Genomic DNA, 13,175 nt, shown 5'->3' with positions numbered 1-13,175 from the left:
TGAACGCCTTATTCGGCCTACAAAAACATGCAAATTCAATAAATTGCAGAGATCATGTAGGTCTGATAAGCGTAGCGCATCAGGCAATTTTGCGTTTGTCATAAGTCACGAGCGGGTCAGTTTTCTGACCCGCTTTTTTTATGCGTTATTGCTGTGGTACTTAATGCCAGATCATCAATGCAATCAGGCTTACCACGACCAGACCACACAATGCGCTGGTCAGAATAAACTGCCGACGCACACGCTCGCAGCGACGAATAAACTCATCATCGTGATGATCGCGATACCTCTGAGCATAGATATACCAGACGAGACGCACCTGTTTGTTAGGTTGGCCATGTGAGGTAAAAAAGCCCCCTCCATCTACATATTGATAGAGCAATGGATCGCAATTACGCAGTACCACTAACAACGCGCGTAGTGATGAGAAATAGCGCGCCATGTTAACAATGCAAACGACACATAAAGCCCAAAATAATGCGACGGTGCTTATCATACCTCCTCCCCGGCGACCTGCCCACGGAGTTCCACTCCGGGGCTACCGCTCCCGATACGCTGCCAATCAGTTAACACCAGGTCCTGGAGAAACCGCTTTTGTCGTGACACACATCCGAGCGGCTCTATAGATAGTGTAGGAGATCAGCTTGTTTTTTTTCCATAAGGTTAACCACTATCAATATATTCATCTCGAAAATTTGATTATCTGATTGGTAAGCAAGGCGGATTGACGGATCATCTGGGTCGCTATAAGGTAAGGATGGTCTTAACACTGAATCTTTACGGCTGGGTTAGCCCCGCGCACGTAGTTCGCAGGACGCGGGTGACGTAACGGCACAAGAAACGCTAGCTGGCCAGTCATCGACAACTTTATGGAAGGAGTAACACTATGGCTTATAAACACATTCTCATCGCGGTCGATCTCTCCCCGGAAAGCAAAGTTCTGGTAGAGAAAGCAGTCTCTATGGCTCGCCCCTACAATGCGAAGGTTTCTCTGATCCACGTAGATGTAAACTACTCTGACCTATACACCGGGCTTATTGATGTGAATCTGGGTGATATGCAGAAACGCATCTCCGAAGAGACGCATCACGCGCTGACCGAGCTCTCTACCAACGCAGGTTACCCAATCACTGAAACCCTGAGCGGCAGCGGCGATCTGGGTCAGGTTCTGGTGGATGCAATCAAGAAATACGATATGGATCTGGTTGTTTGTGGTCATCACCAGGACTTCTGGAGCAAACTGATGTCTTCCGCGCGTCAACTTATCAACACCGTTCACGTTGATATGCTGATTGTTCCGCTGCGCGACGAAGAAGAATAATCATCCCCTCCCGACTTGCCCCCGACGCCCGCTTATGCGGGCGTTCTGCTTTTGCGCTCTCCTGTTTTCCAGATGCGGCCAGCAGGCTCATAGATACCCAGGGCTATCCAAATTTTCAGCATCTCAAAAATCAGAATGTAAAACCATCTCACTTCAAACAACCAGCATGATTAGCTGGTTACTTTCTGTCGAAATAGTGCATATAACTATTTACCACATCAATATTAAAAATCTTAGACATCTGTAAAATCTTTCGCGTGCAACCACTTACGCGTTCATACTTTTCAGGATGGTATTGGAAGGTTAATAAATATGAATACAACAACACCCACTGGGATGCTGCAACAACCTCGCCCATTTTTCATGATCTTTTTTGTCGAATTATGGGAGCGATTCGGCTACTACGGCGTGCAAGGCGTGCTGGCGGTTTTCTTCGTTAAACAGCTCGGATTCTCACAAGAGCAGGCCTTTGTTACCTTTGGCGCTTTTGCTGCGCTGGTCTATGGACTTATCTCCATTGGTGGCTATGTCGGCGACCACCTGCTTGGGACTAAACGCACCATTGTTCTTGGGGCTATTGTGCTGGCGATTGGCTACTTCATGACCGGAATGTCACTACTTAAGCCTGATCTGATTTTCATCGCCCTGGGGACTATTGCCGTCGGTAACGGCTTGTTTAAAGCCAACCCGGCAAGCCTGCTTTCTAAATGCTATCCACCGAAAGATCCGCGTCTGGATGGTGCTTTCACACTGTTTTACATGTCGATCAATATTGGTTCATTGGTGGCGTTGTCGCTGGCACCCGTGATTGCCGATAGATTTGGTTATTCCGTAACCTATAACCTGTGCGGGGCAGGTCTGATTGTCGCGCTACTGGTCTACATCGCCTGTCGCGGGATGGTGCAAGATATTGGTTCAGATCCTGACTTCCGACCACTGAACTTCGGCAAACTGTTGTACGTGTTGATTGGCAGCGTAGTGATGATCTTCGTCTGTGCATGGCTGATGCACAACGTAGAAGTCGCCAATCTGGTGCTGATCGCCCTCTCCATCGTCGTCACCATTATCTTCTTCCGTCAGGCATTCAAGCTGGATAAAACCGGGCGCAATAAAATGTTTGTCGCCTTTGTCCTGATGCTCGAAGCGGTGGTGTTTTACATCCTCTATGCCCAGATGCCAACGTCGCTGAACTTCTTTGCCATCAACAACGTACATCATGAAATTCTCGGTTTTTCCATCAACCCGGTCAGCTTCCAGGCGCTTAACCCGTTCTGGGTGGTACTCGCCAGCCCAATACTGGCGGGCATTTACACGCATCTGGGTAACAAAGGCAAAGACCTCTCGATGCCGATGAAATTTACTCTCGGCATGTTTATGTGCTCGCTGGGATTTCTGACTGCCGCCGCTGCGGGAATGTGGTTTGCTGATGCGCAGGGGCTGACATCGCCGTGGTTTATCGTGCTGGTTTACTTGTTCCAGAGCCTGGGTGAACTGTTTATTAGCGCCCTGGGTCTGGCGATGGTTGCTGCTCTGGTGCCACAGCATTTGATGGGCTTTATTCTGGGAATGTGGTTTCTGACGCAGGCTGCCGCGTTCTTGCTCGGCGGCTATGTGGCAACATTTACCGCAGTGCCAGACAACATTACCGATCCGCTTGAGACGTTACCTGTCTACACCAACGTGTTTGGTAAGATTGGTCTGGTCACGCTGGGCGTTGCAGTAGTGATGCTGATGATGGTGCCCTGGCTGAAACGAATGATTGAGACGCCGGAAAGCCATTGATGATTCTTGCAGAAAAACGGGTAGCTATAACGCTACCCGTTTTCACTTTTACACCGGCGTACCCGCATAAATATCAAAGCGATGTCCTTTGGTGACAACCGCGTTCGGTGTGGCAATGTTTGCCAGCGGCGGCGCGTAGTCCGGGCGCTTTACCACCACACGTTTGGTCGCCAGTTGCCGCGCAGGCTCCAGCAACCCATCGGCATCGAGATCCGGCCCCACCAGCGACTGAAACACTCGCATCTCTTTCTTCACCAGCGCGCTTTTCTGCTTATGTGGGAACATCGGGTCAAGATAGACCACCTGCGGGCGCGGAGTAATATCGGTCAGCGCCGTCAAACTGGAAGCGTGAATCAACTGCAACCGTTCCTGCAACCAGCCACCAATTTCCTCATCGGCATAGCCACGCGCCAGGCCATCGTCGAGCAGCGCGGCAACTACCGGATTACGCTCCAGCATCCGTACACGACAACCGACAGAAGCCAGCACGAAGGCATCACGACCTAATCCTGCGGTCGCATCGACGACATCCGGCAGATAATCGCCCTTAATGCCCACCGCTTTTGCTACCGCTTCGCCGCGACCACCGCCGAATTTGCGTCGGTGCGCCATTGCCCCGCCGACAAAATCAACGAAAATGCCGCCGAGTTTCGGCTCATCACGCTTACGCAGTTCCAGATGCTCTGGCGTTAACACCAAGGCCATCAGATTGTCTTCATCGTGCTCCAGCCCCCAGCGGGTCGCCAGAACAGATAAGGCGCCGTCTCCGGCGCCCGATTCATCAATTAAGCAGATTTTCACTGAATGATCAGCCCTTAATGCCGTAGTGCTCCAGCATCGCATCCAGTTGCGGTTCGCGACCACGGAAGCGTTTGAACAGTTCCATCGGCTCTTCTGAACCGCCACGGCTCAGAATGTTGTCGAGGAACGACTGTCCAGTATCACGGTTGAAAATCCCCTCTTCCTCAAAGCGCGAGAAAGCATCCGCCGCCAGCACATCAGCCCACAGGTAGCTGTAGTAACCTGCTGCATAACCACCAGCAAAGATATGGCTAAATGCATGTGGGAAACGGCCCCATGACGGAGACGGCACCACGGCAACCAGTTTTTTGATTTCTGCCAGGGTTTCGAGGATTTTTGCACCTTGTTCAGGACGGAACTCCGCGTGCAGACGGAAATCGAACAGGCCGAACTCCAGCTGACGCAGAATAAACAGCGCCGCCTGGTAGTTTTTCGCTGCCAGCATTTTATCCAGCAGCTCCTTCGGCAGCGGTTCGCCGGTTTCATAGTGACCGGAGATAAACGCCAGCGCCTCCGGCTCCCAGCACCAGTTTTCCATAAACTGACTCGGCAGTTCGACCGCATCCCACGGCACACCGCTGATACCGGAAACACCGGCGGTTTCGATGCGGGTCAGCATATGATGCAGGCCGTGACCGAACTCGTGGAACAGGGTGATCACTTCGTCATGGGTAAACAGCGCCGGTTTACCGTTCACCGGGCGGTTGAAGTTACAGGTCAGATAAGCGACCGGTTTTTGCAGCGAACCGTCGGCTTTGCGCATCTGGCCTACGCAGTCATCCATCCACGCCCCGCCGCGCTTGTTCTCACGGGCATACAGGTCGAGGTAGAAGCTGCCGCGCAGTTCGTTGTTCTCATCATACAGTTCGAAGAAACGCACATCAGGATGCCAGACATCAACATCTTTACGCTCTTTGGCGGTGATGCCGTAAATACGTTTCACCACTTCAAACAGGCCGTTAACCGCTTTGTTTTCCGGGAAGTACGGACGCAGTTGTTCGTCGCTGATGCTGTAGAGGTGCTGTTTCTGTTTTTCGCTGTAGTAAGCGATATCCCACGGCTGCAACTCATCCACACCAAATTCGGCTTTGGCGAAGGCACGCAGTTGCGCCAGCTCTTTTTCACCCTGCGGACGCGCGCGTTTTGCCAGATCGGTTAAGAAATCAAGCACCTGCTGCGGATTTTCTGCCATTTTAGTGGCAAGCGATTTGAAGGCGTAGTTTTCAAAACCCAGCAATTGCGCCAGTTCGTGACGCAGCGCGAGGATCTCTTCCATCACCTTGCTGTTGTCCCACTTACCGGCGTTCGGGCCTTGATCGGAGGCGCGGGTGCTGTAAGCGCGATACATCTCTTCACGCAGAGCCTGGTTGTCGCAGTAGGTCATTACCGGCAAGTAGCTTGGGATATCCAGCGTCAGCAGATAGCCTTCCAGTTCTTTCGCTTCGGCCTGGGCTTTTGCTGCAGCCAGCGCGCTTTCTGGCATACCCGCCAGCTCAGCTTCGTCGGTAACGAGTTTAGTCCAGCCCATCGTCGCATCGAGGACGTTGTTGCTGTACTGGTTGCCCAGCTCGGAGAGACGGGTGGCAATCTCGCCGTAACGTTGCTGTTTCTCTTTCGGCAGACCGATGCCCGACAGTTCAAAATCACGCAGTGCGTTATCAACCGCTTTCTTCTGTGCCGTGTTCAGCGTGGCGTAATGATCGCCATCGCGCAGATCGCGATACGCTTTATACAGCCCTTCATGTTGCCCTACCCAGGTGCTGTATTCTGACAGCAGCGGCAGCGTTTGTTCGTAGGCTTCGCGCAGCTCCGGGCTATTTTTCACCGAGTTCAGGTGGCTGACCGGGGAGAAAATACGTCCCAGCACATCGTCCACTTCTGCCAGCGGTTGGCAGAGATTTTCCCAGGTGTACGGTGCCCCCTGCGCTACCACGCGCTCCACATTTTCGCGACAGTCGTTCAGCGCCTTAGTCACGGCAGGAACGACATGTTCCGGGAGAATTTTAGAAAACGGAGGCAATTCAAAGGGAGTCAGTAACGGATTCGTCATAGGTACAGTCCTGGTTAAATAGAGGGAACGAAACGCTCACAGGCGCTTTCGCCGGAGGCGACGCAGACGTCTTATCCGGCCTACGTTAATAGGCCGATGCCATCCGACGCGTAATGGGTAATAGCATGGGGTTAAGTGTAGTGAATTTCAATGAGAAACGTTACGCTTTCGCGGCGACGTCCTCTTTTCGGTATACTGTCCTGATATGCTTTTGTGCGCCCCAAATACGGGCCGATTTTTACTTACCGGAACACCTTTACCCATGCTCAGTTATCGCCACAGCTTTCACGCTGGCAACCACGCCGACGTCCTTAAACATACCGTTCAGAGCCTGATCATCGAGTCGCTGAAAGAGAAAGATAAACCGTTTCTCTATCTCGATACCCACGCGGGTGCCGGGCGTTATCAGTTAAGCAGCGAACACGCCGAGCGTACTGGCGAATATCTCGAAGGCATCGCCCGTATCTGGCAGCAGGACGATTTGCCCGCAGAACTGGAGCCGTACATCAATGTGGTAAAACACTTCAACCGTAGCGGACAGTTGCGTTACTACCCCGGTTCGCCATTGATTGCCCGTCAGTTACTGCGTGAACAAGACAGCCTGCAACTGACCGAGCTACATCCGAGCGATTTCCCGTTGCTGCGTTCTGAATTTCAGAAAGACAGCCGTGCGCGCGTAGAAAAAGCCGACGGCTTCCTGCAACTGAAAGCAAAACTGCCGCCAGTTTCCCGTCGTGGCCTGATCCTTATCGACCCACCGTATGAAATGAAAACCGACTATCAGGCGGTGGTCAGCGGGATAGCAGAAGGCTACAAACGTTTCGCTACCGGCACTTACGCATTATGGTATCCGGTGGTGTTGCGCCAGCAGATCAAGCGCATGATCCACGACCTAGAAGCGACCGGCATTCGCAAAATTCTGCAAATTGAACTGGCGGTGCTGCCGGACAGCGACCGCCGTGGTATGACCGCTTCCGGCATGATTGTGATTAACCCGCCGTGGAAGCTGGAACAGCAGATGAATAACGTGCTGCCGTGGCTGCACAGCAAACTGGTTCCGGCAGGCACCGGGCACGCCACCGTAAGCTGGATCGTGCCGGAGTAATTGCAGCCATTGCTGGCACCTATTACGTCTCGCGCTACAATCGCGGTAATCAACGATAAGGACAATATGTCATGACTAAACACTATGATTACATCGCCATCGGCGGCGGCAGCGGCGGTATCGCCTCCATCAACCGCGCGGCTATGTACGGTCAGAAATGCGCGCTGATTGAAGCCAAAGAACTGGGCGGCACCTGCGTGAACGTCGGCTGCGTGCCGAAAAAAGTGATGTGGCACGCGGCGCAAATCCGTGAAGCGATCCACATGTACGGCCCGGATTATGGTTTCGATACCACCATCAATAAGTTCAACTGGGAAACGTTGATCGCCAGCCGTACCGCCTATATCGACCGTATTCATACCTCCTATGAAAACGTGCTCGGTAAAAATAACGTTGATGTAATCAAAGGCTTTGCCCGCTTCGTTGATGCCAAAACGCTGGAGGTAAACGGCGAACCCATCACGGCCGATCATATTCTGATCGCCACCGGTGGTCGTCCAAGCCACCCGGATATTCCGGGCGTGGAATACGGCATTGATTCCGATGGTTTCTTTGCCCTACCCGCTTTGCCAGAGCGTGTAGCGGTTGTTGGTGCGGGTTACATCGCCGTTGAACTGGCTGGCGTGATTAACGGCCTCGGCGCGAAGACGCATCTGTTTGTGCGTAAACACGCGCCGCTGCGCAGCTTTGACCCGATGATCTCCGAAACGCTGGTCGAAGTGATGAACTCTGAAGGCCCGCAGCTGCACACCAATGCAATCCCGAAAGCGGTGGTGAAAAATGCCGATGGCAGCCTGACGCTGGAGCTGGAAGATGGTCGCAGTGAAACGGTAGATTGCCTGATTTGGGCGATTGGTCGCGAGCCTGCCAATGACAACATCAACCTGGAAGCCGCTGGCGTTAAAACTAACGAAAAAGGCTATATCGTCGTCGATAAATATCAAAATACCAACGTTGAAGGTATTTACGCGGTGGGTGATAACACGGGTGCAGTGGAACTGACACCGGTAGCAGTTGCAGCGGGTCGCCGTCTCTCTGAACGCCTGTTTAATAACAAGCCGGATGAGCATCTGGATTACAGCAACATTCCGACCGTGGTCTTCAGCCATCCGCCGATTGGTACTGTTGGTTTAACGGAGCCGCAGGCGCGCGAGCAGTACGGCGACGATCAGGTGAAAGTGTATAAATCCTCTTTCACCGCCATGTATACCGCCGTCACCACTCACCGCCAGCCGTGCCGCATGAAACTGGTATGCGTTGGACCGGAAGAGAAGATTGTCGGTATTCACGGCATTGGTTTTGGTATGGACGAAATGTTGCAGGGCTTCGCGGTGGCACTGAAGATGGGGGCGACAAAAAAAGACTTCGACAACACGGTTGCCATTCACCCGACGGCGGCAGAAGAGTTCGTCACCATGCGTTAAATGTTAAAGGGCAAAGAGTGGTGTGCTCTTTGCCCTTAGTTACGTTTCCGCTATCAGTTCAGAAGCTGAAGCAGAAAGCGGATCAGTTCCAGCAGCGCAATTAACGCCCCAAGAACGATGATTGCTTTATCAATCACCCGTTTTCTCCATGCGATGGAGTGAGAATGCATCCGCTTACTCATCCACTGCCTGTCACGGCGCATGTCCCATTGTTAGATGACGACTATCTCACTCCGGCCAGAGCATCAGTTAACGGCACCACCCGTACTTCTGACCAGGACTTTGAAAGCGTTTATGCGCATTGTCAGAGTGAAAATGTCTCAGAGCCAACTGGATAATCATACAGTACATACAGGTTATAAAACCAGCACGTCCTTGCAATAGTTTCAGTATGGTATTAGCATTGATGCGTTAGATGATGACTATCTCACTCCAGCCAGAGCCACCAACTCAGGGCTGGAAAGTAAAAAACCGACGCAAAGTCGGTTTTTTTACATCCGGATTCGGACAAGGCTTAATATGACGATGACCCAGTGAAAGTATATAAATCGTCACTGCGATATATACCGAAGTGCCCCCTCCGCCAGCTGAAGAAATTGCTAATTCTTGCAATGTTAGCCACTGGCTAATAGTATTGAGCTGTTAGATAAGAGCTCTCTCACTCCAGCCAGAGCCACCAACTCAGGGCTGGAAAGTAAAAAACCGACGCAAAGTCGGATTTTTTACGTCCTGATTCAGACCTCCTTTCGAATGAATAGCCAACTCAAAATTCACACCTATTACCTTCCTCTGCACCTACGCATCCGTTAAAACATATATGTTTTTGACTTATCCGCTTCGAAGAGAGACACTACCTGCAACAATCAGGAGCGCAATATGTCAATTCTGTTACCCATCCAACTCTTCAAAATTCTTGCCGATGAGACCCGCCTGGGCATCGTATTACTGCTCAGTGAGATGGGTGAGTTATGCGTGTGTGATCTCTGTACTGCCCTGAATCAGTCGCAGCCCAAGATCTCACGCCACCTGGCATTGCTGAGGGAAAGCGGTTTATTGCTGGATCGCAAGCAAGGTAAGTGGGTTCATTACCGCCTATCGCCGCATATTCCAGCATGGGCGGCGAAAATTATTGATGAGGCCTGGCGATGTGAACAGGAAAAGGTTCAGGCGATTGTCCGCAACCTGGCTCGACAAAATTGTTCCGTAGACAGTAAGAACATTTGCAGTTAAAAAATTTAGCTAAACACATATGGATTTTCGCATGTGTTTTATCCGGGAGGCATTATGTTACTGGCAGGCGCTATCTTTGTCCTGACCATCGTATTGGTTATCTGGCAGCCGAAAGGTTTAGGCATCGGCTGGAGTGCGACGCTGGGCGCAATACTGGCGTTAGTTACAGGCGTGGTTCATCCGGGCGATATTCCGGTGGTGTGGAATATCGTCTGGAACGCGACGGCGGCGTTTATTGCCGTTATTATCATCAGTCTGCTGCTGGATGAATCCGGCTTTTTCGAATGGGCGGCGCTGCACGTTTCACGCTGGGGCAATGGACGCGGTCGCCTGTTGTTTACCTGGATTGTCCTGCTCGGCGCTGCCGTTGCTGCCCTGTTTGCCAATGATGGTGCGGCGCTTATTTTAACGCCGATTGTCATCGCCATGCTGCTGGCGTTAGGGTTCAGCAAAGGCACTACGCTGGCGTTCGTGATGGCAGCCGGATTCATTGCCGATACCGCCAGCCTGCCGCTTATCGTCTCCAACCTGGTGAATATCGTTTCGGCAGATTTCTTTGGTCTTGGCTTTCGCGAATATGCTTCGGTAATGGTGCCGGTGGATATCGCCGCGATACTGGCCACGCTGGTGATGCTGCATCTCTACTTTCGCAAAGACATTCCGCAGAACTACGATATGGCGCTGCTGAAAGCACCGGCAGAAGCAATTAAAGATCCCGCCACCTTCAAAACTGGCTGGGTTGTTTTACTGCTTCTGCTGGTGGGATTTTTCGTCCTGGAACCACTCGGCATTCCGGTAAGCGCCATTGCGGCGGTGGGTGCGCTGATTTTGTTTGTAGTCGCTAAACGCGGTCATGCTATCAATACGGGTAAAGTGCTGCGCGGTGCGCCCTGGCAGATTGTCATCTTCTCGCTCGGTATGTATCTGGTGGTTTATGGCCTGCGCAATGCCGGGTTAACGGAATATCTTTCTGGCGTACTCAACGTGCTGGCGGATAACGGCCTGTGGGCCGCGACGCTGGGCACCGGATTCCTCACCGCCTTCCTCTCTTCAACCATGAACAATATGCCTACGGTACTGGTTGGCGCGTTGTCTATTGACAGCAGCACGGCGTCTGGTGTGATCAAAGAAGCGATGGTTTATGCCAACGTGATTGGCTGCGATTTGGGGCCGAAAATCACCCCAATTGGTAGCCTGGCGACGCTGCTCTGGCTGCACGTACTTTCGCAGAAGAATATGACGATTACCTGGGGATATTACTTCCGCACAGGGATTCTCATGACCCTGCCGGTACTGTTTGTAACGCTGGTGGCGCTGGTGCTACGCCTCTCTTTCACTTTGTAATGAGATACTGATATGAGCAACATTACCATTTATCACAACCCGGCCTGCGGCACGTCGCGTAATACGCTGGAGATGATCCGCAACAGCGGTACAGAACCGACCATTGTCTATTATCTGGAAAACCCACCGACGCGTGATGAGCTGGTAAAACTCATTGCTGATATGGGAATTTCTGTTCGCGCTCTGCTACGTAAAAACGTTGAACCGTATGAGGAACTGGGTCTGGCAGAAGATAAATTTACTGACGATCAGTTAACCGACTTTATGTTGCAACACCCGATTCTGATTAACCGCCCAATCGTGGTAACGCGGCTGGGAACCCGGCTGTGCCGTCCTTCGGAAGTGGTGCTGGAGATCCTGCCAGATACTCAGAAAGGGGCGTTTACCAAGGAAGACGGTGAGAAAGTGGTCGATGATTCGGGTCAACGATTAAAATAAACAAAGGGGGGTGGCTGTGCCCCCAATCTCTGACGAACGCGTATCATTTCTTACCGGATGCGAGATCGTGCAATCTCAGTAAATTGCGCTTCCTGCCCTCGAAGATAAATAGTTTCCATTTTAATAAATGGTTATCACCATAATGCTAATAATTAGCACTCCATGTAACATGAGATAAAAAATAAACTCATTATAATAATTAAATAAAGAACTAATATTACGAGGAGACGGATAATAACATCATATGTCAATGCTATCCGGGACTAATATTCAAGGATATAAATATCAGACAGGTTTACGTTACTATCAGGCATATCGCCTAAGAATCGGATGAAAACTATAAAGAAATATCTATTATGGTTTTAACATTTGTTGATAAGGATAGTAACATGAACAAGACAAAAGGTGCACTCATCTTCAGCCTTTCATTTTTTCTTGCCGCATGTAGTTCGATTCCGCAAAATATTAAAGGCAATAATCAACCTGATATTCAAAAAAGTTTTGTTGCTGTTCATAACCAACCGAATTTGTATGTTGGGCAACAGGCACGCTTTGGCGGTAAGGTTATCAACGTTATTAACGGCAAAACTGATACGTTGTTAGAAATCGCCGTATTACCGCTGGATAGCTATGCCAAACCTGACATTGAAGCCAACTATCAAGGTCGCCTGCTCGCCAGACAAAATGGCTTCCTTGACCCAGTGAACTATCGTAATCACTTTGTTACTGTTCTCGGCACAATTCAGGGAGAACAACCTGGATTTATCAATAAAGTCCCATATAACTTCGTTGACGTGAATGTACAAGGTATTCAGGTGTGGCATTTGAGAGAAGTGGTCAACACCACCTACAACCTGTGGGATTACGGCTACGGCGCATTCTGGCCTGAACCAGGCTGGGGCGCACCTTACTACACTAATGCGGTTAGCCAGGTAACGCCAGAACTGGTGAAATGATTTAGTTTAAAGATGCAGATATTTTTCAAATATCTGCATCTTTAGTATGAATATTTATATATAACAATAATTATAATATCCTCTCTATTTATTACCTTTGGCGACCTGATTATAAAGTTAATGTCCGCAACAGGAGTCGGTTATGTTTCTTATAATTACCAGGGATACAATGTTTTTCACCGCGATGAAAAATATTTTAAGTAAGGGTAATGTCGTTCATATACAGAACGAAGAGGAGATCGACTTAACATTGCATCAGAATGCCTTAGTGATTATTGACACGTTAATGAATAATGTCTTTCATTCTTCAATACTCAACAAAATTGAACATCTGAAACCTGTTCATGTCATTGTTTTCTCACCGTTTAATATTAAACGCTGTCTGGGAAAAGTCCCGGTAACTTTTGTCCAGAGAAATATTACGATTATTGACTTTGTCGCGCTGCTTAATGGCAGTTACTGTTCTGTGCCAGAAGCGGATGTGTCACTCTCATGCAAACAACATCAAGTTCTGACCTGCATTGCTAATCAAATGACGACAGAAGATATTCTGGGAAAATTAAAAATTTCGCTGAAAACATTCTACTGCCATAAACACAATATTATGATGATTCTCAACCTTAAGCGGATCAACGAACTGGTACGTCATCAACATATTGATTATCTGGTCTGAACTCGCCAGCCGATATTTATAAAGAGGCCCGGCGACCGCCAGACCTCCGCA

General features: G+C 50.3%; 13 protein-coding genes. 9 read left to right on the top strand and 4 right to left on the bottom strand.

What is annotated here, in order from left to right; all coding sequences use genetic code 11:
• Positions 1-160 precede the first annotated feature (160 nt).
• Positions 161-496 carry a universal stress protein UspB gene (gene uspB / locus FC814_RS13985; RefSeq protein ID WP_000626187.1) on the bottom strand — a complete coding sequence of 112 codons (336 nt, stop codon included), beginning with the start codon at positions 494-496 and terminating at the stop codon, positions 161-163.
• 390 nt (positions 497-886) lie between these two features.
• Between uspB and uspA the strand changes: the two genes are divergently transcribed.
• Both uspA and dtpB read left to right on the top strand, forming a co-directional pair.
• The gene (uspA, locus tag FC814_RS13980) at positions 887-1,321 is read left to right on the top strand and encodes a universal stress protein UspA (RefSeq protein WP_000323571.1); all 435 of its coding nucleotides are present in this window, start codon (positions 887-889) and stop codon (positions 1,319-1,321) included.
• Positions 1,322-1,633: 312 nt separating this feature from the next.
• Positions 1,634-3,103 (top strand): dipeptide/tripeptide permease DtpB, encoded by a 1,470-nt coding sequence (dtpB, locus tag FC814_RS13975; protein WP_032226708.1) that lies wholly within the window; start codon positions 1,634-1,636, stop codon positions 3,101-3,103.
• A gap of 48 nt (positions 3,104-3,151) precedes the next feature.
• Here dtpB and rsmJ read toward each other — a convergent pair whose 3' ends face one another.
• Both rsmJ and prlC read right to left on the bottom strand, forming a co-directional pair.
• Positions 3,152-3,904 (bottom strand): 16S rRNA (guanine(1516)-N(2))-methyltransferase RsmJ, encoded by a 753-nt coding sequence (gene rsmJ, locus FC814_RS13970; protein ID WP_032226709.1) that lies wholly within the window; start codon positions 3,902-3,904, stop codon positions 3,152-3,154.
• A gap of 7 nt (positions 3,905-3,911) precedes the next feature.
• A complete protein-coding gene (prlC, locus tag FC814_RS13965; RefSeq protein ID WP_032226711.1) occupies positions 3,912-5,954 on the bottom strand; it encodes an oligopeptidase A in 2,043 nt (680 codons plus the stop codon).
• Positions 5,955-6,216: 262 nt separating this feature from the next.
• Between prlC and rlmJ the strand changes: the two genes are divergently transcribed.
• A complete protein-coding gene (rlmJ, locus tag FC814_RS13960; protein WP_032226712.1) occupies positions 6,217-7,059 on the top strand; it encodes a 23S rRNA (adenine(2030)-N(6))-methyltransferase in 843 nt (280 codons plus the stop codon).
• A 71-nt stretch (positions 7,060-7,130) separates the two neighbouring features.
• On the top strand, positions 7,131-8,483 hold the full coding sequence (gene gorA, locus FC814_RS13955; RefSeq protein ID WP_137326066.1) for a glutathione-disulfide reductase: 1,353 nt from the start codon (positions 7,131-7,133) through the stop codon (positions 8,481-8,483).
• Positions 8,484-8,536: 53 nt separating this feature from the next.
• Here the strand turns inward: gorA and dinQ are convergent, their stop codons facing one another.
• Positions 8,537-8,620: a damage-inducible type I toxin DinQ gene (gene dinQ, locus FC814_RS13950; RefSeq protein ID WP_001295215.1), complete on the bottom strand. Its 84-nt coding sequence runs from the start codon at positions 8,618-8,620 to the stop codon at positions 8,537-8,539.
• A gap of 739 nt (positions 8,621-9,359) precedes the next feature.
• On the opposite strand from dinQ, the gene arsR reads away from it, so the two are divergent.
• From arsR to FC814_RS13925, 5 genes are all read left to right on the top strand, one after another.
• Positions 9,360-9,713, top strand: coding sequence for an As(III)-sensing metalloregulatory transcriptional repressor ArsR (arsR, locus tag FC814_RS13945; RefSeq protein ID WP_032226715.1), 354 nt, complete (start codon positions 9,360-9,362; stop codon positions 9,711-9,713).
• A 54-nt stretch (positions 9,714-9,767) separates the two neighbouring features.
• Positions 9,768-11,057, top strand: coding sequence for an arsenite/antimonite:H(+) antiporter ArsB (arsB, locus tag FC814_RS13940; RefSeq protein ID WP_137326065.1), 1,290 nt, complete (start codon positions 9,768-9,770; stop codon positions 11,055-11,057).
• A 12-nt stretch (positions 11,058-11,069) separates the two neighbouring features.
• The gene (arsC, locus tag FC814_RS13935) at positions 11,070-11,495 is read left to right on the top strand and encodes a glutaredoxin-dependent arsenate reductase (RefSeq protein WP_137326064.1); all 426 of its coding nucleotides are present in this window, start codon (positions 11,070-11,072) and stop codon (positions 11,493-11,495) included.
• 389 nt (positions 11,496-11,884) lie between these two features.
• Complete coding sequence (slp, locus tag FC814_RS13930; protein ID WP_001044201.1) at positions 11,885-12,451, top strand: outer membrane lipoprotein Slp; 567 nt, start codon at positions 11,885-11,887, stop codon at positions 12,449-12,451.
• Positions 12,452-12,593: 142 nt separating this feature from the next.
• Complete coding sequence (locus FC814_RS13925) at positions 12,594-13,124, top strand: helix-turn-helix transcriptional regulator (protein WP_000478613.1); 531 nt, start codon at positions 12,594-12,596, stop codon at positions 13,122-13,124.
• Positions 13,125-13,175 lie beyond the last annotated feature (51 nt).

The organism is Escherichia sp. MR (assembly GCF_005280595.1).
Taxonomy (GTDB): domain Bacteria; phylum Pseudomonadota; class Gammaproteobacteria; order Enterobacterales; family Enterobacteriaceae; genus Escherichia; species Escherichia ruysiae.
Note: the sequence above shows the minus strand (reverse complement) of the source record. Positions and strands in the feature narration are given on the sequence as shown.